Genomic DNA, 25,817 nt, shown 5'->3' on the forward strand with positions numbered 1-25,817 from the left:
AATGAAACGTGTAGATCAGAACATTCTTATGTCGCGATGTAAAGATTTCTGAATCAAAAAATCGGCAGACGCCCGCACAAATCGCCTTATTTTCTTCATTATCCCGCCACGCTTGTTTGTTAAGCTGCCGTCGTTCTCGTGATTGTCCGAAGAACTGCCATTTTTGCCTCATCTTTACCCCGCAGCAGGAGCGGCTCACGGCTCGCTGAGCGCACTACCGGCAATTGCCCTGCCTGTATCGCGACGCATCGTCGTACTTTCCGCACTCCTTCGCATCGGCGGGGTGTTTTCCTTCTGTGCGCCTCCCCACCCTGGAATTTGCCTGATGACGTCGCATTGAGGTGCCGTTTAGAAAGCCGTTTCGCCGTATCGATATACTTCGTCAATTCGCGGTATCTCAGGTTTTTCTTATGTCGGTCATCACCTCTCACGCTGCCGAACCCTCGCGTAGCGGCATGGATCTTATTAAAGCTCTCTCCACCGGCGCGCTGATGCCCGGCGGGTTATGGGCGAAAAAAAGCTATCGGCTCAAATTCGCGCTGCGCAGCTGTCTTTATCTGCCCGCCACGCTGCGTTTTATGGATTCGCTGGCGACGAACCCGCGCTTTGAGCAACTGTTGAGCGTGCAGAACACGCTGCCGGGAAAAATTCATCGCCACTATTTGCGTCTCGGATTAAGCGCCGGCGAGCGCGCCAGCGCTATCATCAATCACTATCAGTTCGTGAGCGAGCAGGCTTCGCCGCGTCTGGCAGACGCGCTTTGCGCTACGCGCCCGCAGCCGCTGTTCCGGCTGGCGGCGAAAGACAAACAGGTGGTTATCAGCGTTTCCTCGGCCCACAAAGCCGAGCGCGAAGGCGAAAGCACGCTGTGGCTGCACTGCGATGACGTGCTGCTGGCGAGCCTGACGTTTAGCGTTGTGCGCGACGCCACGGGCTACGGCATCGCCATCGGCGGCCTGCAGGGCCCGCGCCGCAGCGTGCCGCACGACGCCATCCGCGATGCCACCAAAGCCTGCTACGGCGTCTTCCCGAAACGTCTTTTGATGGAAGTGCTGTGGCTGATGACAGGCCAGTTCGGCATGACCCACTTCGAGGCGGTGAGCAACGACGGCCACGTCTTCCGCGGGCTGCGCTACCGCTTCAGCAAAGGGCGGCACTTTTTTGCCAGTTACGATGAGTTCTGGGAATCGATTGGCGGCGAGCGTCGCGGCGCGCGCTGTTTCGCCCTGCCGCTTGTGGCCGCGCGCAAACCGCTGGAAGAGGTCGCCAGTAAAAAACGCTCCGAATACCGCAAGCGTTACGAGCTGCTGGATTCGCTGGCAGAGCAGTGGCGCGAGCTGAACGCGCAGTAATGCTCAGGTGGCCTTCAGGCTGCCTTTGTATGCCGCTCCGTGCGGGCGGCAATACTGCGCGCATTAAAAAACCGCCTGGCGGCGGCTTTTTTATTTGGCGTCATCTTCCGAGCGGTACGGCCCTTTTTCGTCGTCATCGCTGTCGTCACGCTTGCGCGTCACTTCCCCTTCCGGGCCCGGCGTGCCGCCCCCCTGCTCTTCAGCCTGTAAGCGAAAAGCCTGCTCTTTTTGCGATTCACCGAAGTATCCGAAACCAAAAAACATGATGACCTCCTGTATCCATCAGAGTTAACACATTAAGTGTAGCTGACCAGAAAGCCTTCGCAGGCGCGGTATGCTTACCGTCTGTCTGAAAAATGCAGACCCCGGCGGCGCCGGAGCCTGACCGTCAGCCTGCCGCTTTGTCGAGCACGCGCTCGATAGCCGACGAGAGTTCGTTGATTTCAAACTTCGCCACGTAACCATCGGCGCCCACTTTACGCACGTGATCTTCGTTAGCGCTGCCTGAGAGCGACGAGTGGATCACAACCGGAATTTTCTTCAGCGTGGCGTCCATTTTGATATTACGTGTCAGGGTAAAGCCGTCCATCTCCGGCATTTCGAGGTCGGTCAGTACCATCGCGATTTTATCGGTGATCGACTGCCCTTCCGCCTGCGCCTCTTTCGCCATCAGCTTGATTTTTTCCCAGGCTTCAAGGCCCGTCGTGTGCATGATGGCCGGAATACCCATGCTCTTGAGACCATGCTCCAGCATCGAGCGCGCCACTTTGGAATCTTCTGCGACAATGGCGACCGCGCCCGGCTTGAGTTTAAAGCTGCGCTCCTTGACCACCGTGTTTGGCTGGCCGTCGCGCACCGACGGGATGATGTCATACAGGATCTGTTCGACATCAAGCACCAGCGCCAGTTCGTTGCTCTGGTTGTCGCTGTCGAGACGCGCGATGCTGGTGATATTACGGGAACTGACGCCCGATTCCGCCGTATGCACCTGGCTCCAGTCGAGGCGAATAATGTTCTCTACCGACTCCACCGCGAAGGCCTGAGTACTGCGCGCATATTCTGTCACCAGCAGCAGGTTAAGCCCGGTGGAGGGTTTGCAGCCAGTGACCGCCGGAAGATCGACCACTGGAATGATCTGACCGCGAATATTCGCCATGCCGAGCAGCGGCGCCTGCATACCTGCCGCTTTGGTAATGGTCGGCATCGGCACAATTTCGCGCAGTTTAAAAACGTTAATACCGTACAGCTCAGGTTTTTCCTCGTCGCTCGCAGAGCCCAGCCGGAAGAGCAGCAGTTCGAATTTATTCGATAAAGCGAGATTCGCCCTCTCATCAATATCTTTCTGGAAGTTATCCATATTTGCCTCAAAGGTACGTGGGTGGTGGCTCATGCTGCGAAAGGGACAACACGCTGGTGCCTGGTTTCAGGCAAGCCTGGCGCCTGAATTTGCTTTAAATCGTTATCGGCAGCTTTTGGAAAAAATAGAGGGCACAGAAAGCGACAAAATGTCGGCGGGATGTAAAAAAGGAGAGCGGGCGCAAAAAATAACAAAGCCGCCCGCAGGCGGCGCTGGAAAAGCGTCGGAAAAACCTGTGTCAGGGCGCCTTGCGCCATGCGTCGCGCAGCGATTCCCGCCCGTGCTGCTCCTCTTTTTCAGGCAGATCGTCCTCTTCCCACGGGTTGATGATATCCGGCGCGTCTTCCGGCAATCCGTGATGTTCATTATCATCCGCAAGCGGTCTGTCGGGATGGCGATGGTCAGACATTTTTCTTTCCTCATAATCCACGGGAGACAGAAAAAGTGTAGCCTGGCCTGCGCATGCCGGACGCTTTTCTGCCTCTCCCCCCTCGCCAACGCTCTGCCGAGCGGCTAAAGTGAAACTTAGCGCCGACGCACTCACCAGAAGAGGTACAAATGACGGGCTCGATTGACGAGATTATTGAAAAACTTCAGACGCGCATCCTGGCGTACGAAATTCTGTTCCAGTCATTGCTGGAAGAAGTGCCCGCCGTGCTGAAGGAACGGGTGGTTGATAACGCGCGTCACCACTTCGCAAGCCTTGAAGCAGGCGTCAACAGCGATCCGGAGCGGGCGCAAAAAATCACCGCCGCGCGCGCGGTGGTGGAGCAGCTATTAGCCCGCAAACACTGATTGCCTCTCTTGCTTTAGCGCGACGCCCCGGCGTCGCGTTTTTCTTTCCCGCACTTCTGGCAGGCTCTGCGTACATGACGACGCACGTCCAGGGCTTTATCATAGCGTCACATGAATATTGCCGCCCCTGGCACTGCTTGCACCGCCAGGGTAACGGGTGACTTTAGTGCCTGAAAAGCCAAAAGAAAAAGCCCGCAAGCGGGCTTTTTTTACAGAATGCGATATTAGCGATGCGTATTCGTTTCCGAATGACTCATCGCATAACTGTCATAACGTTCGGCATTCCCTACCAGCATCACGTTTTTACAAAATATACATTTTGCGCCGTGTGGGTTTTTATCGGTCACGTCGAAACGGGAAATACGGTACTGCGAGCCATGACACGCAGGACATCTGAAATGCAACCCTGCAGCAATCATGTCGTCTTTAAAGCGCCACCACATTCACGGCTGACGGGCCTTTAGCGCCGTTTTCAACCGAGAATTCAACCTGCTGGCCTTCGGTCAGCGTGCGAAAATTGTCGCTCTGGATAGCGGAAAAGTGAACGAACACGTCTTTGCTGCCGTCTGCCGGTGCGATAAAACCAAAGCCTTTATCCGCGTTAAACCATTTCACTGAACCACTGATTCTGTTAGCCATACTATTACCTTTATACTTGAGCCTTGCGGCGAAAATGGTTTGAAGAACAGAAATATTCAGTGCTTAAGAGGAAACTCAAGAAAAGAGATATCAAAGGATAACGTCTGGAAATGAGCACAACTGAAGCGGAGGACTTATCGCGACCACTGCACACGGATTCTGCATATCAAACCGAGGAGTCTATTAACGCACGCCCGGATTTTTTAAGCAAGCAATACCCGGTCTTTTACAAAACTATATATTTAAAAAGCGACAACTATTTTTGCTAGTTCATTATTGAGCGAATTGCCAGCGCGGCGCATAAATAAATTATCCGTACACATTTAAACACAGCGGCCCAGAGATATTTTTGACAAGAGAATATATTTTCTTATGGCTTCGCTATTTTACCTGGCTTTTTCCAACATGCGGTCAGGCGTTGTAAAATTGTCCAAACGCGGCGTGATGCGTGCGTCGCGCATAAAATATTGTTAAGGTTTATCTCAGGACAACACGGAACGAGGTAATGATGAACGCGTTTGTCAGACCCACACTGACGCTACCCAATCAGGAACAAAAACTGCTGCTGCACTCCTGCTGCGCGCCTTGCTCGGGCGAAGTCATGGAGGCGCTCCACGCTTCAGGTATCGATTACACTATCTTTTTCTACAACCCCAATATTCATCCCCAAAAGGAATATCTGCTGCGCAAAGAGGAAAATATGCGCTTTGCCGATCAACACGGTATTCCTTTTGTGGACGCGGATTACGATACCGATAACTGGTTCGAGCGCGCCAGGGGCATGGAATGGGAGCCAGAGCGGGGCGTGCGCTGCACCATGTGCTTCGATATGCGCTTTGAGCGCACCGCGCTTTATGCGCATGAGAATGGCTTTAAAGTGATCAGCAGTTCGCTCGGCATTTCCCGCTGGAAAAACATGCAGCAAATTAACGACTGCGGGCATCGCGCCGCGGCCCCTTATGAGGGCATGGTGTACTGGGATTACAACTGGCGCAAACAGGGCGGCTCCGCGCGCATGATTGAAATCAGCAAACGCGAGCGTTTTTATCAGCAAGAATATTGCGGTTGCGTCTATTCACTACGCGACTCCAACCTGCACCGTAAATCTCAGGGACGCCCGCTTATCAAAATCGGTACGCTCTATTATGGCGATGATGAAGCCTGACAGGCATTATTGCCTTAAGAGCTTACTTACCGCAAAACACAGCCCGGCTTCATACCGGGCTGTATCTTTAATCATTGCTACAACTGCCTGAATCGCTGTCGGAGCCGCTATCTGAACTGCAACTGTCGGAATAGCTGTGGTGATGCGATGCGCTTAAATGCGCAGGCGTGGAATTACCAGGCGCAGGGTTATTTACGGGGTGATGCGTAGTGTCGGTGTAATAGCTCGTATCACCGTTCTGTCCGTGTGGCGCGCGGGTAAAAAGCCAGATGAACGACTTAAGCACGTGCAGCACCACCGGAATGCCGACCAGCGCCTGAATGATGCGTGTGACTGAAAACGATGTCAGCATCACCTCATCCGCCGTTACATACTCTGTTAGCGGTGTCAGGGCTATTATCTGCACCAGGGCAAACCATGCTCCTGACAGCAGGCAATACACCAGCGCGCTGTAAAGAATAAACGTCACCAGTTGCTTAATCGTCAGCCGGTAGCCCCAGCGAAACGTATTTTTAAGCCAGATCAGATAGCCGTGGCTCATCCCTTTATTCCTTTTCTTATTCGCGTTTTATCCCAGATTACCGCATCAACAAAGACGAATTAAGCTACCAGAATGGTCATCGCGCTTATGCCTGCCGATAACAGAACCCTCGCTCCGTAAGCGTAACGTCGTAATGTAAGCGCTGCATAAAAAACGCGCATGTGCCAAATAAAATGCGAAATTACGGGCTATTGAGCCTGGAAGTGTGTAAGGTGCCCCCTCCTGACATCAAAGAAGATACTTATGGCTATTCATAAAAGAAAATCCCAAGACAGTTACTTAAGCCGCGTGACCTGCCCGAAATGCAGTGAAAAATCTGAACACAGCTCCGCCCGCGTCAATAAGAAAAAAACGCTCATCTGCCCCGCCTGTAATCATTTATTTATCTCTGCACAAACCCCAGCCAGTCAAAATTAATGTTGTATCTGCGTTCCCGCAGCCGGTTAAAAGCACCGGCCAGTGCTGGTGCTTTTAATTCGTTTCAAAACCCGCGTATCACTGAATTAATTAAAGGTTGTCTCTTTTTCATGGCTGTCCCTCCCCTTTGCGCGGTTTCATCGTGCCCCTGCGCTCATCCTCTTATAATTTCATTTAAGCCCTACACGTGCAGAAAAGCCTCAGGGTTATCATCAGCGCCTGTCAGTCGATGCTGCCCGATTAAGCGTCCACAAAAACCTGTTACCTTTTGCCGTAGTGCCCGGTATGATTCTGCTCAGTTGAGACGGTTCTCAAGCCAACCGTACAGGCAATAGCAGCGGATCCAATTAGCAGGAGAGTTCTGAATGGGCATCGTAAACCCCGAAAACATGGACGCTATTTACAGAGTGATAGGAAAGGCGGTGTCACGTTTGATAGTGTCAGGAATACCTGTAAAGACAGATAATATACTGGCACAGCTCAGGGATTCTGAAGAACAGACTGTGGATGGAACAAGACAGATATACGTTGAAGCCATTCGCCTGGTGACGAACGGCGCGGATGGAGTTGTGCAACAAAGGCAGTCCTGACGACAAACTCGCTAACGCGTCTGGTGGGTTATTCAGAGGCGATGGGCGGTCTGCTCTTCACGGGTTCCGCCCGTTGAGGTACCGTCATTCGGATGGCTGGCCGCGTATTGCTGCCAAAGGTATGCCACGCACGAACTGCACCCTGTGCATGCCCTTTTACTCATTAACATGATGGGGAAAAGGGCCGAAAGAGAGTAAAACATGAAGGATGTTTTGGGGTTTTCAACCGTCTTATTATTACCGCTTATATTCATCTTTTCAGGAAGATGGTTTTTAAACTGGATGCGCCAGGCGAAAAAAATCGTTCCCGCTGACAACGGCATGATAAAAATATCGTGCAACCCTTCCATTTTCGCGCGTTTTGCCAAGAAGGAAGCGTATTTCTATGACAGCGCATATTTATATCAGGTGAAAAATGGCATTACGGTTAAAGTGCATTTTTCGGACATACTGCAAATCAAGCCAGGCTTTACCACTCTTAATAACCGACGCAAATGGTCCGTGATTTATCTCAACCATGGGCAAAAAAAAGAGTTTCAGTTTTATCATAACATTACGTTTTTCAACCATAACTTCGCGGGTTTTTTACTGGCGGTAAAAGAAGCCAACCCTGCGGCTGACGTGAAAGCGTTATCGGCGTTTAATTGGTAAATTAATCAGAGAGATATAGCGTAAATCTTTATTTCTCATGGGATCCATTTGCCCGTTTTTATGCTAATGCCGCTTGCCATTTTCATATCCCGAATAAATAACGGGGGCACGACGGTTCCCGTTCCTGGCAAATCCAACCCGCAAGTTAACATGCAAATGATGCGACTCTCGCGTTTAGGTAAAGCCCTCATCGCGCTTTCAATTGCTATTTCTGTTTACGATATTTATAACGCAGACGATATAATTCGGCACCAGGAATGAATCCCCACAGGTTTAACAGACACCTCTGAGTCATTTAAGATGACTTAAAGAGAGGTGCCCATGAGCGGTAAGCGTTATCCTGAAGAGTTTAAAATTGAAGCAGCCAAACAGGTGATTGATCGTGGTCATTCTGTTTCCAGCGTTGCAACACGTCTCGATGTCACCACCCACAGCCTTTACGCCTGGATAAAGAAGTACGGCCCGGATTCTTCCACTAATAATGAACAGTCAGATGCTCAGGCCGAGATCCGCCGCCTCCAGAAAGAGCTGAAGCGGGTTACCGACGAACGAGACATATTAAAAAAAGCCGCGGCGTACTTCGCAAAGCTGTCCGACTGAGGTACGCCTTTATCCGCGACAACAGGTGTTGCTGGCCTGTTCGTTTGCTCTGTCGGGTTCTGGATGTCCATCCGAGTGGATTTTATTTTTGGTTTCAGCAGCCATATTCACAGCGTCACCAGGCAGACCAGATGTTGACCGGGCAGATCAAACAGTTCTGGCTTGAGTCTGGCTGTGTCTATGGTTATCGCAAGATCCATCTCGATCTGCGTGATACCGGACAGCAGTGCGGAGTGAACCGGGTCTGGCGACTGATGAAGCGTGCCGGAATAAAAGCTCAGGTTGGGTATCGTAGCCCACGGGCACGTAAAGGCGAAGCCAGCATCGTGACACCCAACAGGCTCCAGCGGCAGTTCAATCCGGACTCACCGGATGAGCGTTGGGTGACGGACATAACCTACATCCGAACCCACGAAGGCTGGCTGTATCTGGCCGTGGTGGTTGACCTGTTCTCCCGAAAAGTTATCGGCTGGTCAATGCAACCCCGCATGACAAAAGAGATTGTCCTGAACGCATGACTTATGGCGGTGTGGAGGCGTAATCCTCAAAAACAGGTACTGGTTCACTCTGATCAGGGCAGTCAATACACGAGCCATGAGTGGCAGTCGTTCCTGAAATCACACGGTCTTGAAAGCAGCATGAGTCGTCGCGGTAACTGCCACGACAACGCGGTTGCGGCGAGCTTTTTCCAGCTACTGAAACGCGAACGGATTAAGAAAAAGATCTACGGAACGAGAAACGAAGCCAGAAGCGATATTTTTGATTACATCGAAATGTTTTATAACAGTAAGCGTCGGCATGGTTCGAGCGAGCAGATGCCACCGGCTGAATATGAAAACCTATATTATCAACGGCTCAGAAGTGTCTAAATTAGACGTGCCGATTCATTGCTTATTAGTAATAAAACAAGAGCAGTGAGCCAAAAGCAGAGCATTCCTCCAGTCAGTTATCTGAGAAAACTCTCTGCTTAAGATAATATGCGCAGTCGTCTTCGCTTTTTGAGAAAAACTCTGTCAAAACCTCAATGCAGGCTTTCACCTTCAGCGGCATATTTTCACGAGACGTGTGGAGTGCGTAGACGGGGCGACTTTCTGCCCTCATGTCGCTGAACAGAACTTCTACGTTACCCTGAGCAATATCGTTTATGACCCAGATCATCGGTACGAAGGCAATTCCCCGTCCGGCCTGCAGCCAGTCAATGAGCGCGAGCGGGTCATTTGTCGCATAGCGCCCCCTCGGGCGCAGGCTTATCTGAGTGCCATCCGGCGATGTCAGGTTACAGATGTTATCCGGCTGAATGTCATACTCCAGCCACTCAAACTTTTCGAGTTCATCAGGATGAGCGGGCCTGCCTGCTTTATTCAGATAGTTTCTGGCTGCACAGACAGCCATAGGCATACTTCCAATCCTTCGGCTGTAAAGCCCCGAATCCTCAATGTCTCCGAAGCGCAGTACCACATCCAGCCCGTGAGATATCAGGTCGGGCGCCGGGCTTGCCGTAACCAGATTCACGCTGAGTCCGGGATATCCTTCAAGTAGCTGAGCACTGACATGCGTCATCACATAGTGCGCCATAGTGGGCGAGCATCCGATCCGCAGGACGCCGGAAGGACGCCCATTAAAGGCAAACATGTTTTCTTGCGTCTGTCTTGCTTCATCAAGCGTTCTGCAGCATCCCCGGTAAAACATTTTCCCGGCTTCGGTGAGCGCCAGGCTACGGGTTGACCTGTTGAGAAGCTTAACGTGCAGTTCCTCTTCCAGCTTAGAAATGACCAGGCTTACAGAGGGTACGCTGAGATCGAGCTGCCGGGCTGCACGGGTAAAGGAACCGGACTCGGCAACCTGGACGAATATCATCATGCTTCGGAGTGTCTGCATTGTTTACTCTTTTTGAAAACTTAATTAGCCGGAGCCCGATGTGAGCCATTTCTGACGCAGGTTATTATTAACAACGTTATTGATAAAACGGTATGACTTCCTGCACACCTTAACGGAAGTGCAGTCGTCATGCATCTCAGAGTGCTCCCTTAACGTCAGTTCTACCCGCCCGGCTCCTTACTGTCCTGCAGGAAAAAACCGGCAAAAAAACAGGAAGTCATCGTGACGCTGGCTGCAGTCCTGACGGTCTGAATGCACCCTCCTTTCAGGAATAAGAATGTTTGAATATCTCCGTTTTCCCGTGAAGCTGGCTTTTGCTCTGGTCTCAGCGCTGATGATTGGCTTTTATTTTAATCTTGAAATGCCGCGATGGGCGGTGATGACCGCAGGTATCGTAGCGGGCGGTTCGGCGTTTTCCGCTGGCGGTGACCCGTACGCGGGAGCACTGCGCCTTCGGGGAATCCTGCGAATTGCCGGCACCTTTCTTGGAAGCGGCGCAGCACTGCTGCTGATTATTATTTTTGCACGGACGCCCTCTCTGCTGCTTCTGACGGCATGCATCTGGGCGGGATTCTGCGTCTGGCTGTCCACACTTGTGCGCGTTGAAAATACGAGTGGAATGGCGACTGCGAGCTATACCGCCCTGACGGTACTCGTTACTGTTTATGCCAGTCACAACCTGACGCTGGCCCCCGTATATGCCATCGAACGCTGCAGCGAAATTGTGCTGGGTATCTTCTGCGCGCTGTTTGCAGACGTCATATTTTCCCCAAAATCCATCAAACAGGTTGCTGAACGGGAGGCTGAGGCCCTTATCACGCATCAGTGTCAGATGATGGCGCTTGCCGCAGAACCTGCCGAGCAGAAAATATTTGATAAAAAAATGAATGAGGTAATTCGCAGGTCTGCAGCGCTGAAGTCGATACTTGTTAACCTGAAAAACGAAGCCGGACATCATGAGCTTGCCTCCCGGCGTCTGGCTGCTCTCCACAGCCGATCCCTGACCCTGCTTACGCTGTCGCTGGATGTGTTTCTGACGCGTAAAATGAATGCAGGTGACTCGGCTGCACGCCGGGGGGCGTCTTTTCCGGCAGACCCTGTTGATACGGACTCATCACTGAGATACCTGAGAGATTTCCGCTTTGCGCTTGCCACAGTGCCGGCTGACACCCGCTTATTGTCACAGGCTGAGTGGAGTCATGCCGCCGGAGAATATTTTTTATTACTCAGGCGATTTAAAGCAAACCCACGCCTGGCAGACGGTGAAGAAAAAATGCTTTCCGGCGTTAAACCGGTACAGGAACGATCACTGGAGACACATTCAGCACGGGTAAACGGCCTGAGGACGTTCGTCGCGACAGGAACGGCAGCGCTGTTCTGGCTTTACAGTGGCTGGACGTCCGGAACCAGCTGCATGATTTTGCTCGGGGTGGTGACGGCACTGGCCATGCGCTCGCCTAATCCCATTGCCGTGGCTAAAGATTTTGTTTACGGCATGACAGTTGCTGCGCCGATTTCTTTTCTGCTCTACACCATTGTTATCCCTTCGACACAGCAGAGCATGGTCCTGCTCTGCATCATGCTGGGCCTGGTCGCCTTCATCAGCGGAATATTTCTGCAGCGCAGACAGCTGGGGACCATGGGCGCCTTTGCCGGCATCCTGAATGCGGTGACTATTGAAAATCCGATGGTGTTCAACATTCACTCTTTTACCGACAACGTTCTGGGTCAGATAGTGGGCAGCCTGATGGCGTTCGCAGTTATTCTCATCATTCCCGATCGTTCGCGGGCACGGACAACGCACAAAATTATGAATACGTTTATTTATTCAATCATTACGGCGGTTAATCCTGCAAACCGCAGGGCCCTAAAAAACCATCTTCCTGCACTGTATCAGCATCTCAGCCTGCTTCAGGCGCTTCATCCGGGCGATATGGACAAGCAGAGAATGTCGCTTGCGCTAATCGCCGGCCATAGCAGACTGGTGAGCACTGAGCTCCCGCGCCATCCGGCACTTGAAGCATCATACCGTGAGCTTCGCCGTTCTGCTGAGGACGTTAAGCATGCAGAGAGTAGCCAGAAAAGACAGGAAAAACTCGGTGCGTTTCTGACACAGCTAAAGTCTTACCAGCAAAGCCTAAACAAGGCGGGGACTTCTCAGGAGGTTTCTCAGGACTTGGGCAGGCTGGTCACGCTGACGGAAACCTATCACCTCGCCTTTGTGACGTCCTGAGTTAAAGTCACTCGGTACAGCAGGACGCTGCATGAACAGTCTGTGGCTGAATCCGGGTGGCGTTTCTTAAAACTCACTACCGGGGCAGACGGGTTTAAAGGTCATGAAAGCAGGAGTAAGGACATTTATGGAGCCGTATCAATATTGCAGTGCAAGGCTGGAGCAGGCTGAAGCTTCTGCTCAGAATATGTTCAGCAGAATAACCAGTAAGTGGGCCGTGCAGGTGCTTGTCGCGCTAAAAGAGGGGAACCTCCGATTTTCTCAGCTGAAAAAAAATCTGCATACGGTCACAGACAGGATGCTCATAAAAACACTTCACGAACTTGAGGCTGACGGATTTATCTGCAGAAACGTTTCTGAAGTGGACTGTAAAAAAATTCTCTACAGCCTGTCACCTGAAGGCCATGAACTGGCTGCATTGCTGCAGCCCCTGACTGCATGGCTACGCGGCTATGCCTTATCTGCGTTAAACGCCATCGATGAGAAACTTTCTATACCCGCTAAGGTGGAGTGAATTTTTCTGTCATTTTTGATAATCGCTTTCAGATTCTGGCCAGGGCGCTTAACAGGGATGTAATGTTCAGCGCCTTAAAAACTCTGATGCTCATGAATGCAAGGTCCGCTTCTCGCTCATAGCGGACGGTGTATTGTTCCGCTAAGTGCCAGAAGCGGACGTATCGACGCCGTAATAACAGGCTTTGCCTATAGACGTAGGTTTTAACCGCTACCCGGCGCTGGGTCTAAGGCTTGCCTGAGAAACTCATTTTGCGCAAATCATCAATAAGCCCCGGTCCTTTGGGCTGCCAGTCGAGCTGCTGGCGTGTCCATGCACCGCTGGCACGCATATCCATCATGGTGAAAGCGGCGAACCAGCCAAAATGCTCTGCGGCCTGTTCTGATTTCAGCGAAACAGCGGGGATATCCAGGCCTGTCGCCACGGTTTGCGCAATCAGCCATGAGGCAATGCTTTCCTCCGCTACCGCATGATATCGTTCGCCGCGTTCGCCTTGCTCAAGCACTTTTACATACAGCCCGGCCACGTCATCAACGTGTGCCGCACACCAGGCGTTATTACCTTCGCCAATGTAAGCTGCCGCGCCTTTTTCTCTGGCAAGAGAGAGGTAATAGCTGATTAACCCCTGGCGTTCGGTGTTGTGAACCTGAGGCAAACGCACCACGCGCACATCAATCCCTGATTCCAGTAGCTGAGAGCCTTCCAGCTCAGAGGCTACACGTGGGTTAGGATGTGCCGGGTTGAAATTCTGCTCCAGAGCGGGCTGGCCGCTGCCGTCATCACCCATCCCGGTGCCGGAGGTGATAAGCAGCGGGCGCTGGCTGCCCTGCAACACAGAGCCAATAGCGCCAATAACCCGGCGATCTTTTTCGCAATTTTCCACAAAACGAGTGAAATCATGATCGAAGGCGGTGTGGATCACCGCATCGCACTGGTCGACGCCTGCAACCCACGCCAGGGGATCTTCCAGAGTTCCGCGCTGGGCAGTAACGCCCTTATCGACTAACTGCCGGGCTGCTTCTTCTGAACGCACAAGCCCAGTCACCTGATAGCCGCGTGCAAGAAGGGCTGATACTACACGTGAGCCAATAAAACCCGTCGCACCCGTTACAAAAATACGCATGGTCTTTCTCCTGAGTAATTTACTGCAACAGCGTAAGCACGGATCTTTTACTATTAAAGTAGTGACGTTATCAGTGTATAAACATTAACAGGCTAATTTATGACGCTCCTTTCTGAAAATCCTCTGGGTGATTTTTTAAGGGCCCGCCGTCTGGGACTTGACCCGGCTTCGTTTGGTTTTTTGCCCGGCCGCCGCCGTACGCCGGGCCTGCGCCGCGAAGAGGTGGCTCAGCTCGCGAATATCAGCCCGACCTGGTATACCTGGCTTGAGCAGGGCCGCGGAGGAGCCCCCTCGCGCGAGGTGCTGAACCGGATTGCTGCCGGGCTGCGGCTTACATCTCCCGAACGCGATCATCTGTTTATACTTGCGTTTGGCCATCCGCCGGAAAGCCGGGTAAGTCCGTCCGGCAGCATAACCCCACGGCTGCAACGCGTGCTGGAAAGCCTGACGATTCCGGCGATTATCAAAACCGTCATCTGGGATGTAGTGGCATGGAATCACCCGGCGGCGGTTGTGCTGAAGGACTACGCGCTGCTGCCGCCCGCGCGGCGAAATATTCTGCGCCTGCTGTTTACCGACCCGGAGGCGCTGGAGATGCAGCACGACCGGGAGGGCGTGGCCCGGCTCATCGTCAATGCCTTTCGGGCGGATGCCGCGCGCCTTGGTGCGTCAGAGGAAATCGCTCGGCTGGTTGAGGAGCTATCCGCTCAAAGCGCTGACTTTGCCCGCCTGTGGCGTAACAACGATGTTGCCGAGCATGGGGAAGGGTTAAAGATGCTACATCACCCGCAAATCGGGACAATTGCGCTCGAGTTTTGCACCTTTTCTGTCGAAGGGAGGCCGGATCTGTCAATGATGCTCTTCAATCCAGCGACCGAAGAAAGCAGAATGAAAATAGAGGGTTGGATAACTCAAAACCGGGCCCAGCGCGAAGGCTGAGTTAGACTTTCTTCAGTAGTGCCTCGCCGCTCGCGCGCACCGCATTCGCGTCAAACAGGTTCGGTTGCGCCTCGTACTGACTGAAAAAGTCGCCCAGTATTACGCCTGCTTTCTGACGATACGACATCCGACGGCGCCTCTTCAGCCCATGTTCAGGTGGGGTTTTGATAAATTATTTTGATAACCGTTCTAAACCTGATAATAAAAAACGGGAACCCATCGGCTCCCGTTTTTATGTAACCCATAAAACAGATGAAATGTTCGCGATGATAGCGTCGCCAAACTCTGAGCATTTCAGCAGCTTAGCGCCTTCCATACCCTTCACGATAAGTTAAACCGCTTCGAACCATTCCCTATGACGCAGCAGCATTTATTAGGCTTAACGATAACTGTCTAATAATATTGAAAAAAGCGAGTTTCCGCTTTCGATTCTATTCTATTCTATTCTATTAATTTTTAGTTAATTATAAGCCTATGATAAAGAACGACTGTCTTTAGGTTTTGATAACCATCTTTTAGTAAAAGATCATATATCTCTGTTATTTTTGCTGGATCATACATTGGGCAAAATCAGTTTATGTCTCTTCTCCAAAGCAACAATATAAGGTTCTGAATGTGCGACTATGCTACGTAAAGCGTCCCACACGCTTATAAGGTAATCTTGCATAAACGTATGTTCCCCGATCCAGTAGTTACTCACATTGGTATGTTTAATCTTTCCCCCAATCATAACGCGTCACTATCTTTATTTATCACATTGAAATAAAATAACAAAAATGACTTGACTGTATTGTCAACGATTGCAATTCACCTCTTTTGTAGATAATGTGCCAGAGCTTTGTGCAACGTTTCTCAATCCCTATGGGAAGGACTGGTGAGATTATGGATACAACCTTACTTAATGCACTAAACACAGACGGACGCGATAAGTTTGAAGGCGCGATAAATGCCTTACAAGGGGATGTCTCTGCTGCGGCAGCCAGGCTAACGATTGATCCTCGCTTACGTCTTCAATACGCGAGACTAATCAAAGAAATGTCTGCCGATCTTAGGGCAAAAGCCAATGCGGGCATGATTTCCTGGGAACAGGCTGCACGCGAAGCACAGCAAACCCGAAATTTAATAATGGATATGGTAAGAGTCCGTAGCACTCCTCTTGGCCGAGCTATGGCCGAACGTATGAAATCACAGGGTAAAACGTTTAATGAGTTAGTTGCAAAAAAAGCAAAGTCTCTGTTTGGTTCCAGGGTTAATTTCAATACATTGTCCGAAGTACAAAAAAATCAAATATACGCTGATATTGTGTTGGCTGCTGGCAAATCCAATCCGCAAGTTAACATGCAAATGATGCAACTTTCGCGTTTAGGTAAAGGCCTCATCGTGCTTTCAATTGCTATTTCTGTTTACGAGATCTATAACGCAGACGATAAAATTTCGGAGTCAGGAAGGCAACTGGCCATAAACAGTGCGGGTATTGCTGGCGCAGCCGCAGGTGGAGCGATGGCGGGATTGATGTGTGGGCCCGGTGCCCCTGTATGTGTACTTATAGGTGCCTTCGTTGGTGGTGCGCTTGCCGCCTGGGAAATGGGTCGTTTATGGAGTTGATTATGCAACAGGTTAATTCAATATCACTAATCAAAGTTCAGGAAGCGACCGAAATATCACAGGCTCGTTCTGAAGTCTTAATCAACGGGAATATTACAGGTATTATCGTGCCTGGGGAAATACTTGAGGCATCTGTTCAGGTCAATGAACAGCTTTATGTTCTTTTTCTAACTGACGATGTTATTTTCGAAGAATCACTGACTATAGCTCTCATTGATTTTCGTGAGGGTATCAAAGAGATTGTCTATGTGGGCAATGAGTACACCACAGGTAGTTTTGAGGCGTTATCTATTACAGCAGACAAAATCAACTTCAGATTTATTGGGGATTATCTTTGGACTGTCACAGTATCCGATACACCACGGCTAAGGGTCCCTTTTTTGTCAGATCCGAAAGGGGTAAAACGCGACACTGCATTCAAAAAATACATGGATATTTCGACGCATACTGTGTCTACATGAGCACGCCAGACTTGCTGGAGGCACAGGCATAGATAGTGCTTTTTGCGAACGGAGGAGATAGTGGTCACGTTTATGCCGTCCGCTATTAACGAATCGAAATGTTATATTGTAAAATGAAGGATCAAAAAAACTGGGGAAATACCCCAGCTAAAAAATAAAATTACTTATAGTACGCTTTTGAAAGGCATTAAGAGGAAGGACATCATGTAAAATTAAAAAACAGAAAAATCACCACATCACCTATAAGAAAATAGTGCAGATATATCTGCAAACTGGGCCTTCTTGCAGGATCTTTATCGCTATCGCGTTTTGACGGTGGAAGCTGCTCCATTGAGTCTGCTGGTGATGCGTTATTTCCATCGTTATAAACACTTGCTGCCAGCTCCGGGTTATACTTATTAAGGATGTGTCGCGCCCTTCTTTGATGAAACTTAACCCACTCTCTGGATTTAAATACGAACTTTACCGCAATGCAGTTAATAATGATGAGTAATGCGCAAACGAAGACAATGACAGTCGAACCGGGCGTTTTATCAACTGCAAATAAAACAGGCAGTAGCGCAGTGGTTAAGGCCATGACCAGCGAACTAAATGTAAGCCTCTGATTCTCGTGATGAGCAATACGCTCGTACTGTAATTTAATCAGGTCGATATAGTGTAAGTCTTCATTTTTCATTGGATTCACATCCCCTCCTCATCTAAATGTCGTTTTGCCATCGTTATAGCCTAATAAAAAACGGGAGCCCATCGGCTCCCGTTTTTATGTAACCCATAAAACAGATTACATGTTCGCGATGATAGCGTCGCCAAACTCTGAGCATTTCAGCAGTTTAGCGCCTTCCATCAGGCGTTCGAAGTCGTAGGTCACGGTCTTGTTGTTGATAGCGCCTTCCATACCTTTAACAATCAGGTCAGCGGCTTCGAACCATTCCATATGACGCAGCATCATTTCAGCGGAGAGAATGATAGAGCCCGGGTTAACTTTGTCCTGGCCTGCGTATTTCGGCGCGGTGCCGTGGGTCGCTTCAAACAGCGCGCATTCGTCGCCGATGTTCGCGCCTGGCGCGATGCCGATCCCGCCAACCTGGGCTGCCAGGGCGTCAGAGATGTAGTCGCCGTTGAGGTTCATACAAGCGATAACGTCATATTCCGCCGGACGCAGCAGGATCTGCTGCAGGAAGGCGTCGGCAATCACATCTTTCACCACAATCTCTTTGCCGTTGTTCGGGTTCTTGATTTTCACCCACGGGCCGCCGTCGATAAGCTCGCCGCCGAACTCTTCACGCGCCAGCTGATAGCCCCAGTCTTTAAACGCGCCTTCGGTGAATTTCATGATGTTGCCTTTATGCACCAGGGTCACGGATTCGCGATCGTTGGTGATGGCGTATTCAATCGCCGCGCGCACCAGACGTTTGGTGCCTTCTTCAGAACACGGCTTGATGCCGATGCCGCAATGTTCCGGGAAGCGGATTTTCTTCACGCCCATTTCTTCGCGCAGGAATTTGATGACTTTTTCCGCGTCGGCAGAGTCGGCTTTCCACTCAATGCCCGCGTAGATATCTTCGGAGTTCTCACGGAAGATAACCATGTCGGTCAGTTCCGGGTGTTTTACCGGGCTTGGGGTGCCCTGGTAGTAACGCACCGGGCGCAGGCAGACGTAAAGGTCCAGCTCCTGACGCAGGGCGACGTTAAGGGAGCGAATACCGCCGCCAACCGGCGTGGTCAGCGGGCCTTTAATGGCAACGCGATATTCACGAATCAGATCCAGGGTTTCCTGGGGCAGCCAGACATCCTGGCCGTAAAGCTGGGTAGATTTCTCACCGGTGTAAATTTCCATCCAGGAAATTTTACGCTCGCCTTTGTAGGCTTTCTCAACCGCGGCGTCGACCACTTTCAGCATCGCTGGGGTAACGTCCACGCCGATACCGTCGCCTTCAATGAACGGGATGATCGGGTTGTGGGGTACATTCAGCTTGCCGTTTTGCGCTGTGATCTTTTCACCTTCCGCCGGAACTACTACTTTGCTTTCCATTCACCTCTCCTTCGAGCGCTTCTGGTTGTGACTCATTTTGTTAATGATTTGTAATAGGCGTGATAATACTACCTTAATGTTCTGCCCCATGCCACGCCCTTATGAATAGGGTATAATGCGGCAATTGATAAAGCCTGAAAATAGTATGCAGAAAACTTCTTTTAGAAATCACCGGCTTGAGCGATTCAGCTCACAACATTCCGCTAAGCGCCGCAAACCCGAAGGCCCGAAACGGCTGATCCTGTTTAATAAACCCTACGATGTGCTGCCGCAGTTTACCGATGAGTCCGGGCGCCAGACGCTGAAGGATTTTATTCCGGTGCCGGGTGTTTACGCCGCAGGGCGTCTGGATCGCGACAGCGAAGGGTTGCTGGTGCTGACCAACGACGGCGCGCTACAGGCGAAATTAACTCAGCCCGGCAAACGCACCGGTAAAATCTATTTTGTGCAGGTCGAAGGCGAGCCGACAGAAGAAGCGCTGGCGAAACTCCGCGTGGGCGTAACGCTGAATGACGGGCCGACGCTCCCTGCCGGCGTGGAACGGGTCGACGAGCCCGCCTGGCTGTGGCCGCGTAATCCGCCCATCCGAGAGCGCAAATCCATTCCTGCCTGCTGGCTTAAAATAACCCTTTATGAAGGCCGCAACCGCCAGGTGCGCCGTATGACGGCGCATATCGGTTTCCCGACGCTGCGGCTGATTCGGTACGCGATGGGCGACTATACTCTCGAGGATCTGGCCTGCGGCCAGTGGCGAGAAATAACGCTCAAATAAGGAGAACCGGATGTTCAAACCCCATGTTACCGTCGCCTGCGTGGTTCACGCGCAGGGCAAATTTCTGGTCGTGGAAGAGACCATCAACGGCAAGGCGCTGTGGAACCAGCCCGCCGGCCATCTCGAAGCCGACGAAACGCTCCTGGAGGCCGCCCGCCGTGAATTGTGGGAAGAAACCGGCATTCGCGCAGAGCCACAGCATTTTCTGCGTCTGCATCAGTGGCAGGCGCCCGATAACACGCCCTTTTTGCGCTTCCTGTTCAGTATTGAACTCGATGCGCCGCTGCCGACCGAGCCGCACGACAGCGATATCGACTGCTGCCGTTGGGTGAGCGCCGACGAAATCCTCACCGCCGGGAACCTGCGCTCGCCGCTGGTAGCGGAAAGCATCCGCACCTGGCAGCAGGGCGAACGCTACCCGCTCTCGCTTATCGGCGCGTTTAACTGGCCGTTCCACTAAGCGTTTCGTCAGACCGCCCACATTTTCGTTTCGCCGCGAAACTTTTAACGGCAGCTTAACATGCTGCCGCTCACCGCTACATTTAGCATCTTCTCCCGTTGCCGTCGTTTTCGCCCGCGCGCATCCGCTGTTTTCGCTGAAAGAGCCTCGTTTTACGCCACCATTCACGCACTGCGCGTGATTAAAGAACAAAAAATAAACGCCGATAGAGCATTGACCAGGAGGCTCTAAGCGAAGGGACAGTAATGATATTTCGTGGTTGATCCTGAGGAGCCGTGATGGCCAGACAATCCGTACATAAAAAGATGAGTACCCGCGCGCAGATGCTGTTGACGGGCGCCTTAACCATCACGCTGGGGTTTGTTGTCACCATCGGCGTGCTGAGCTGGCAGTCCAGCAATGAACAAAAATCTCTGGCCGAAAGCTACTTAAAACAGATAGCTCAGAGCGAGGCGCTGAAAATCCAGCAGGAGCTGAACTACGCGCGCGATGTGGCGCATAACCTCGGTCACAGCATGGCGGCACTCCCCCGCGCGGGCGTCACCGATCGCAACGTCGCTGACAAACTGCTGGAAGGCGCGCTGCGCGATAACCCTGATTACCTGTCGGTCTCGGTGATTTTTGAAGAAAACGCCTTTGACGGACGCGATGCGGAATTCGACGGCAAGCCCGGACAGGCGCCGAAAGGCCGCTACGCCTTTTTTGTCGACCACGATCAGGCGGGCAACTATAAATTCCATCCCCTGCTTTCTTATCTGACGCCAGGCCAGGGCGACTACTATCTGATCCCACAAAAGACGCAGAAAGACACGCTAATCGAGCCTTACAGCTACGCCTATAACGGCGTGCCGACGCTGCTCACCTCCGTGGCGGCGCCCATCATCACCGACGGCAAACTCCAGGGCGTGGTGACCTCCGATATTTCTCTGGCCTCACTGCAACAGAAAGTTAACCAGATTAAACCGTGGGAAGGCGGCGGCTATGCCGTGCTGCTCTCCACCGCAGGCAAAGTTATCTCTTACCCGGACAAAAAGCTGACCAGCAAACCCTTTCCTGGCGATACCGCCGGTTTCACCAGCAACGTGGTGGAGCAGGAAGATCCGATCCTTGGCGAGCAAGCGTTAGTGACCTGGCAGCCGGTGAGCATCGGCACCAGTACCGATAAATGGTATCTCGGCGTCGTGGCGCCGGTAAGCCAGGTGATGGCGGCCGCCAACCGCCAGCTCATGAATGCGATTATCCTGATGGTAGTGAGCATTCTGCTGGTGAGCGCGCTGCTGGGCATCGTCTTTAGCCGCAAAGTGCTCAAACCGCTCGGCGGTGAACCGCTGGCGGCGGCCACCATCGCGCTGGCGGTGGCCGACGGCAAGCTGGATAACGTGGTGCCGGTCAAGCCGGGGGATCGCGGTAGTCTGTTCTACGCGCTGCACACCATGCAGGCGCAGTTGCGTGGCATCGTCGGGCAGATCAAAGAGGCGAGCGACTCTGTCCGTCAGGGCGCGGGCGAAATAGTCAGCGGCAATATTAACCTCTCCTCGCGAACCGAAGAACAGGCTGCGGCGCTGGAACAGACCGCGGCGAGCATGGAGCAGATCAGCGCCACGGTGAAGCACAACGCCGCCAATGCGCATCATGCGACCGAACTGACCGCCAACGCCACGCAGATAGCCAGCCGCGGTGAAGCGCTGGTCGGCCAGGTTGTACAAACGATGGCGCAGATTGACGACAGCTCGAAGAAAATCAGCGACATCACCACCATGATCAACAGCATCGCGTTCCAGACCAATATCCTGGCGCTCAACGCTGCGGTAGAGGCGGCGCGCGCGGGCGAACAGGGCCGCGGCTTCGCGGTGGTGGCAAGTGAAGTACGAAGCCTGGCACAGCGCAGCGCCAACGCGGTGAAAGAGATAGCCGCACTGATCGAGGAGTCGGGCCAGCGTGTCGCCAACGGCGTGCAGCTGGTGAACGACGCCGGGAAAACCATGCAAGAGATGACCCAGGCGGTGCACTCCGTGCAAACCATCATCGGCGAAATCGTCAGCGCGTCTGATGAGCAGTCGAAAGGCATCAGCCAGGTGACTATCGCCGTCAATGAGATGGATGGCGTAACCCAGCAGAACGCCGCGCTGGTGCAGCAGATGGCCGCCGCCGCCAGCTCGCTTGAAGAGCAGGCGCAGCAACTGGCGCAAACCGTCGAACAGTTCAGCCTCGACGAACGCTACGCATAAACCGACAGGCGGGGCCGCAGCCGCGGCTCCGCGTCTTTGACATCACCGTCCCCTGTCCTGCCTTTCAGCCTCTCGCCGCGGGTCGCAATTCTTGCCGTTAAACGCTTTTCTTCACGTCCGAAGGCCAACCCGGCGCGCGCAGGGGGTGTTTGCGTCGCCAGCGCGTGCTAGAATACGCCGCCTTTGTTTTATGTCGTGAGTGGTGCAATGTCTGATAACAGCCAGAAAAAAGTCATCGTCGGAATGTCCGGCGGCGTCGATTCCTCCGTTTCCGCTTACCTGCTGCAACAGCAGGGCTATCAGGTGGAAGGTCTCTTTATGAAGAACTGGGAAGAGGATGACGGCGAGGATTATTGCACGGCCGCCTCTGACCTCGCCGACGCCCAGGCGGTGTGCGATAAGCTTGGCATCGAGCTGCATACCGTGAACTTCGCGGCAGAGTACTGGGATAACGTGTTTGAGCATTTCCTGGCGGAATATAAAGCCGGACGCACGCCAAACCCGGATATCCTGTGCAACAAAGAAATTAAATTCAAAGCCTTCCTGGAGTTTGCTGCTGAAGATCTGGGCGCCGATTATATCGCGACCGGCCACTACGTGCGCCGCGCGGATGTTGACGGTAAAAGCCGCCTGCTGCGCGGTCTCGACGGCAATAAAGACCAGAGCTACTTCCTCTACACGCTCGGCCACGATCAGGTCGCGCAGAGCCTGTTCCCGGTCGGCGAGCTGGAAAAACCGGAAGTGCGCCGTATCGCCGAAGAACTCGACCTGGTGACCGCGAAGAAAAAAGATTCCACCGGCATCTGCTTTATCGGCGAGCGCAAGTTCCGCGAGTTCCTGGGCCGCTACCTGCCCGCGCAGCCGGGTAAAATCGTGACCGTCGACGGTGACACCCTCGGCGAGCACCAGGGGCTGATGTATCATACGCTCGGCCAGCGCAAAGGCCTCGGCATCGGCGGCACCAAAGACGGCGGCGAAGAGCCATGGTACGTGGTGGATAAAGACGTTGAAAACAACATTCTTATCGTCGCCCAGGGCCACGATCACCCGCGTCTGATGTCTGTCGGTCTGATTGCGCAGCAGTTGCACTGGGTTAATCGCGAGCCGGTCACCGCGCCGTTTACCTGCACCGTAAAAACCCGCTATCGTCAGGGCGATATCCCCTGCACCGTGCGCCCGCTGGATGAAGACCGCATCGAAGTGCTGTTTGACGAGCCGGTTTCTGCGGTCACGCCGGGGCAGTCCGCCGTGTTCTATCAGGGTGAAGTCTGCCTCGGCGGCGGAATCATCGAACAGCGCCTGCCGCTACCGGTATAACTGTGATGCCGCTTGCGCGGCGATAACCAAGACGCCGCGGTCAAAAAGGAGCACGTGTGGCAAAGAACTTCTACGACATCACCCTTGCGCTGGCGGGCATCTGTCAGTCGGCGCGTCTGGTTCAGGAGCTCGCGCATCAGGGCACGTGCGACGCCAGGGCGCTGCGCGTCTCGCTGAAAAGCGTGATTGACCAGAACCCGGCGTCTACCCTTGACGTATTCGGCGGTGAAGAAGCCGGCCTCAAAACCGGTCTGGAAACGCTGCTTGGCATCCTCAACACCAGCAACCGTCAGGGCCTCGGCGCCGAACTGACGCGCTACACCTTAAGCCTGATGGTGCTGGAGCGTAAGCTTGCCGGCAGCAAAGGCGCCATGAATACCCTTGGCAACCGTATCGCCGATTTAAGCCGCCAGCTTGAGCACTTCGATCTGGAATCCGACACGCTGATGAACGCGATGGCCGGGATCTACGTGGATGTGATTAGCCCGCTTGGCCCGCGCATTCAGGTCAACGGCTCGCCTGCCGTGCTGCAAAGCCCGCAGGTACAGGCCAAAGTTCGCGCCACGCTGCTGGCCGGTATCCGCGCCGCGGTACTCTGGCAGCAGGTCGGCGGCGGACGGCTGCAACTGATGTTTTCCCGTAATCGTCTGACCACCCAGGCGAAACAAATTCTTGCTCAATGTTAACCTCTCAGGAGTGACTGATGGAATTATCCTCACTGACCGCCGTTTCCCCCGTTGATGGACGCTACGGCGACAAAGTCAGCGCGCTGCGCGCCATTTTCAGCGAATTTGGCCTGCTGAAGTTCCGCGTACAGGTTGAAGTACGCTGGCTGCAAAAGCTGGCCGCACACGCAGCGATCAAGGAAGTTCCTGCTTTTGACAAAAACGCAAACGATTTCCTCGATGCGATTGTGGCGGGCTTTAGCGAAGAAGACGCCGCGCGCATCAAGACTATCGAGCGCACCACCAACCATGACGTAAAAGCGGTTGAGTATTTCCTGAAGGAAAAAGTGGCTGAAGTGCCGGCGCTGCATGCCGTCTCAGAATTTATTCACTTCGCCTGCACCTCTGAGGACATCAATAACCTCTCCCACGCGCTGATGCTCTCTACGGCGCGCGAAGAAGTGATCCTGCCCGCCTGGCGCAACATCATTGACGCTGTAAAAGATCTGGCGCACCAGTATCGCGATATTCCGCTGCTCTCCCGCACCCACGGCCAGCCGGCGACGCCGTCCACCATGGGTAAAGAGATGGCGAACGTCGCGTACCGTATGGAGCGCCAGTACCGTCAGCTCGCCAAGGTCGAGATCCTCGGCAAAATCAACGGCGCGGTCGGCAACTATAACGCGCATATCGCCGCTTACCCGGAAGTGGACTGGCACCAGTTCAGCGAAGAATTCGTCACCTCGCTTGGCATTCAGTGGAACCCGTACACCACCCAGATTGAACCGCACGACTACATTGCAGAGCTGTTCGACTGCATGGCGCGCTTCAACACGATCCTTATCGACTTCGACCGTGACGTCTGGGGTTATATCGCGCTGAACCACTTCAAACAGAAAACCATCGCGGGCGAAATCGGCTCCTCCACCATGCCGCACAAGGTCAACCCTATCGATTTCGAAAACTCCGAAGGCAACCTGGGCCTGGCGAACGCCGTGCTGCAACATCTGGCAAGCAAACTGCCGGTCTCCCGCTGGCAGCGCGACCTCACCGACTCCACCGTTCTGCGTAACCTCGGCGTTGGCGTCGGCTACGCGCTGATCGCTTATCAGTCGACGCTGAAAGGCGTGAGCAAGCTGGAAGTGAACCGCGATCGCCTGCTGGCAGAGCTGGATAGCAACTGGGAAGTGCTGGCGGAACCGATCCAGACCGTGATGCGCCGCTACGGCATCGAGAAGCCCTATGAGAAGCTCAAAGCGCTGACCCGCGGCAAGCGCGTTGACGCCGAAGGCATGAAGCAGTTCATCGACAGTCTGGAACTGCCGGAAGACGAAAAAACGCGTCTGAAAGCGATGACGCCTGCCAATTACATCGGCCGCGCTATCCAGATGGTTGACGATCTGAAATAATCCGCACGCGACGCCACCTTCGGGTGGCGTTTTTTATCGCTTTTCCTGCGCTTTCCTGCCTGTTTCCCTCACGC

28 protein-coding genes and 2 pseudogenes are annotated in these 25,817 nt (G+C 53.0%); 18 read left to right on the top strand and 12 right to left on the bottom strand.

Annotated elements, in window-relative coordinates:
- Positions 1-410 precede the first annotated feature (410 nt).
- Positions 411-1,352, top strand: a complete 942-nt coding sequence (locus BJP61_RS13340) for a VirK/YbjX family protein (protein WP_075192651.1) — start codon at positions 411-413, stop codon at positions 1,350-1,352.
- A 90-nt stretch (positions 1,353-1,442) separates the two neighbouring features.
- Here BJP61_RS13340 and BJP61_RS13345 read toward each other — a convergent pair whose 3' ends face one another.
- From BJP61_RS13345 to BJP61_RS13355, 3 genes are all read right to left on the bottom strand, one after another.
- Complete coding sequence (locus tag BJP61_RS13345; RefSeq protein WP_007670864.1) at positions 1,443-1,616, bottom strand: hypothetical protein; 174 nt, start codon at positions 1,614-1,616, stop codon at positions 1,443-1,445.
- A 124-nt stretch (positions 1,617-1,740) separates the two neighbouring features.
- A complete protein-coding gene (locus BJP61_RS13350) occupies positions 1,741-2,709 on the bottom strand; it encodes a chemotaxis protein (protein WP_038863440.1) in 969 nt (322 codons plus the stop codon).
- 238 nt (positions 2,710-2,947) lie between these two features.
- Positions 2,948-3,118 carry a hypothetical protein gene (locus BJP61_RS13355; RefSeq protein ID WP_165688846.1) on the bottom strand — a complete coding sequence of 57 codons (171 nt, stop codon included), beginning with the start codon at positions 3,116-3,118 and terminating at the stop codon, positions 2,948-2,950.
- Between the two features lie 149 nt (positions 3,119-3,267).
- Here BJP61_RS13355 and BJP61_RS13360 point away from each other — a divergent pair, with 149 nt between their 5' ends.
- Positions 3,268-3,504, top strand: a complete 237-nt coding sequence (locus BJP61_RS13360; protein WP_038863442.1) for a hypothetical protein — start codon at positions 3,268-3,270, stop codon at positions 3,502-3,504.
- 224 nt (positions 3,505-3,728) lie between these two features.
- On the opposite strand, the gene BJP61_RS13365 is transcribed toward BJP61_RS13360, so the two are convergent.
- A complete protein-coding gene (locus BJP61_RS13365; protein WP_171998530.1) occupies positions 3,729-3,947 on the bottom strand; it encodes a cold-shock protein in 219 nt (72 codons plus the stop codon).
- A complete protein-coding gene (locus BJP61_RS13370; RefSeq protein WP_038863444.1) occupies positions 3,931-4,143 on the bottom strand; it encodes a cold-shock protein in 213 nt (70 codons plus the stop codon). The genes BJP61_RS13365 and BJP61_RS13370 overlap by 17 nt, the downstream gene beginning before the upstream one ends.
- 508 nt (positions 4,144-4,651) lie before the next feature.
- On the opposite strand from BJP61_RS13370, the gene BJP61_RS13375 reads away from it, so the two are divergent.
- Positions 4,652-5,308 carry an epoxyqueuosine reductase QueH gene (locus BJP61_RS13375; protein WP_075192698.1) on the top strand — a complete coding sequence of 219 codons (657 nt, stop codon included), beginning with the start codon at positions 4,652-4,654 and terminating at the stop codon, positions 5,306-5,308.
- Positions 5,309-5,375: 67 nt separating this feature from the next.
- Here the strand turns inward: BJP61_RS13375 and BJP61_RS13380 are convergent, their stop codons facing one another.
- On the bottom strand, positions 5,376-5,849 hold the full coding sequence (locus BJP61_RS13380) for a hypothetical protein (RefSeq protein ID WP_171998531.1): 474 nt from the start codon (positions 5,847-5,849) through the stop codon (positions 5,376-5,378).
- Positions 5,850-6,092: 243 nt separating this feature from the next.
- Here BJP61_RS13380 and BJP61_RS13385 point away from each other — a divergent pair, with 243 nt between their 5' ends.
- The 4 genes and pseudogenes from BJP61_RS13385 to BJP61_RS13400 all read left to right on the top strand — a co-directional run bounded on the left by BJP61_RS13385 (position 6,093) and on the right by BJP61_RS13400 (position 8,976).
- Entirely contained in the window at positions 6,093-6,266 is a 174-nt protein-coding gene (locus BJP61_RS13385; protein WP_165688847.1) for a YnfU family zinc-binding protein, read from the top strand.
- A gap of 365 nt (positions 6,267-6,631) precedes the next feature.
- Positions 6,632-6,856, top strand: a complete 225-nt coding sequence (locus BJP61_RS13390) for a hypothetical protein (protein ID WP_161581304.1) — start codon at positions 6,632-6,634, stop codon at positions 6,854-6,856.
- Positions 6,857-7,057: 201 nt separating this feature from the next.
- Positions 7,058-7,507 (top strand): hypothetical protein, encoded by a 450-nt coding sequence (locus tag BJP61_RS13395; protein WP_255485352.1) that lies wholly within the window; start codon positions 7,058-7,060, stop codon positions 7,505-7,507.
- Positions 7,508-7,828: 321 nt separating this feature from the next.
- Positions 7,829-8,976, top strand: a pseudogene (locus BJP61_RS13400) (IS3 family transposase).
- Positions 8,977-9,049: 73 nt separating this feature from the next.
- Here BJP61_RS13400 and BJP61_RS13405 read toward each other — a convergent pair.
- On the bottom strand, positions 9,050-9,985 hold the full coding sequence (locus BJP61_RS13405) for a LysR substrate-binding domain-containing protein (RefSeq protein WP_171998532.1): 936 nt from the start codon (positions 9,983-9,985) through the stop codon (positions 9,050-9,052).
- Positions 9,986-10,262: 277 nt separating this feature from the next.
- Here BJP61_RS13405 and BJP61_RS13410 point away from each other — a divergent pair, with 277 nt between their 5' ends.
- Both BJP61_RS13410 and BJP61_RS13415 read left to right on the top strand, forming a co-directional pair.
- The gene (locus BJP61_RS13410; RefSeq protein ID WP_171998533.1) at positions 10,263-12,218 is read left to right on the top strand and encodes an FUSC family protein; all 1,956 of its coding nucleotides are present in this window, start codon (positions 10,263-10,265) and stop codon (positions 12,216-12,218) included.
- Between the two features lie 127 nt (positions 12,219-12,345).
- Positions 12,346-12,732, top strand: coding sequence for a winged helix-turn-helix transcriptional regulator (locus BJP61_RS13415; protein ID WP_171998534.1), 387 nt, complete (start codon positions 12,346-12,348; stop codon positions 12,730-12,732).
- Positions 12,733-12,958: 226 nt separating this feature from the next.
- Here BJP61_RS13415 and BJP61_RS13420 read toward each other — a convergent pair whose 3' ends face one another.
- The gene (locus BJP61_RS13420) at positions 12,959-13,855 is read right to left on the bottom strand and encodes an SDR family oxidoreductase (protein ID WP_171998535.1); all 897 of its coding nucleotides are present in this window, start codon (positions 13,853-13,855) and stop codon (positions 12,959-12,961) included.
- A 99-nt stretch (positions 13,856-13,954) separates the two neighbouring features.
- Between BJP61_RS13420 and BJP61_RS13425 the strand changes: the two genes are divergently transcribed.
- Positions 13,955-14,794, top strand: coding sequence for a helix-turn-helix transcriptional regulator (locus BJP61_RS13425; RefSeq protein ID WP_171998536.1), 840 nt, complete (start codon positions 13,955-13,957; stop codon positions 14,792-14,794).
- Between the two features lies 1 nt (position 14,795).
- Here BJP61_RS13425 and BJP61_RS21740 read toward each other — a convergent pair whose 3' ends face one another.
- Entirely contained in the window at positions 14,796-14,921 is a 126-nt protein-coding gene (locus BJP61_RS21740) for a hypothetical protein (RefSeq protein ID WP_255485357.1), read from the bottom strand.
- A 105-nt stretch (positions 14,922-15,026) separates the two neighbouring features.
- Positions 15,027-15,164: pseudogene (locus tag BJP61_RS21745) on the bottom strand (hypothetical protein); the annotation flags it as partial.
- 512 nt (positions 15,165-15,676) lie between these two features.
- Between BJP61_RS21745 and BJP61_RS13430 the strand changes: the two are divergent.
- A complete protein-coding gene (locus BJP61_RS13430; RefSeq protein ID WP_105664927.1) occupies positions 15,677-16,399 on the top strand; it encodes a hypothetical protein in 723 nt (240 codons plus the stop codon).
- A 2-nt stretch (positions 16,400-16,401) separates the two neighbouring features.
- Positions 16,402-16,860, top strand: coding sequence for a hypothetical protein (locus BJP61_RS13435; RefSeq protein WP_134877476.1), 459 nt, complete (start codon positions 16,402-16,404; stop codon positions 16,858-16,860).
- A gap of 202 nt (positions 16,861-17,062) precedes the next feature.
- Here BJP61_RS13435 and BJP61_RS13440 read toward each other — a convergent pair whose 3' ends face one another.
- Positions 17,063-17,545 (bottom strand): hypothetical protein, encoded by a 483-nt coding sequence (locus BJP61_RS13440; RefSeq protein ID WP_171998537.1) that lies wholly within the window; start codon positions 17,543-17,545, stop codon positions 17,063-17,065.
- Between the two features lie 96 nt (positions 17,546-17,641).
- Positions 17,642-18,892, bottom strand: coding sequence for an NADP-dependent isocitrate dehydrogenase (gene icd / locus BJP61_RS13445; RefSeq protein WP_007747609.1), 1,251 nt, complete (start codon positions 18,890-18,892; stop codon positions 17,642-17,644).
- 115 nt (positions 18,893-19,007) lie between these two features.
- Here icd and rluE point away from each other — a divergent pair, with 115 nt between their 5' ends.
- The 6 genes from rluE to purB all read left to right on the top strand — a co-directional run bounded on the left by rluE (position 19,008) and on the right by purB (position 25,743).
- Positions 19,008-19,664: a 23S rRNA pseudouridine(2457) synthase RluE gene (gene rluE / locus BJP61_RS13450; RefSeq protein WP_071603697.1), complete on the top strand. Its 657-nt coding sequence runs from the start codon at positions 19,008-19,010 to the stop codon at positions 19,662-19,664.
- Between the two features lie 10 nt (positions 19,665-19,674).
- Positions 19,675-20,124, top strand: coding sequence for an NUDIX hydrolase (locus tag BJP61_RS13455; RefSeq protein ID WP_038863539.1), 450 nt, complete (start codon positions 19,675-19,677; stop codon positions 20,122-20,124).
- Positions 20,125-20,402: 278 nt separating this feature from the next.
- Entirely contained in the window at positions 20,403-22,352 is a 1,950-nt protein-coding gene (locus BJP61_RS13460) for a methyl-accepting chemotaxis protein (protein WP_171998538.1), read from the top strand.
- 207 nt (positions 22,353-22,559) lie between these two features.
- Complete coding sequence (mnmA, locus tag BJP61_RS13465) at positions 22,560-23,669, top strand: tRNA 2-thiouridine(34) synthase MnmA (RefSeq protein ID WP_038863543.1); 1,110 nt, start codon at positions 22,560-22,562, stop codon at positions 23,667-23,669.
- 56 nt (positions 23,670-23,725) lie between these two features.
- Entirely contained in the window at positions 23,726-24,355 is a 630-nt protein-coding gene (gene hflD / locus BJP61_RS13470) for a high frequency lysogenization protein HflD (RefSeq protein ID WP_038863545.1), read from the top strand.
- Between the two features lie 17 nt (positions 24,356-24,372).
- Complete coding sequence (gene purB / locus BJP61_RS13475) at positions 24,373-25,743, top strand: adenylosuccinate lyase (RefSeq protein ID WP_171998539.1); 1,371 nt, start codon at positions 24,373-24,375, stop codon at positions 25,741-25,743.
- Positions 25,744-25,817: the final 74 nt, after the last annotated feature.

Origin of the sequence: Cronobacter sp. JZ38, assembly GCF_008932145.1 — a bacterium.
GTDB classification, from domain to species: Bacteria; Pseudomonadota; Gammaproteobacteria; order Enterobacterales; family Enterobacteriaceae; genus Cronobacter; species Cronobacter muytjensii.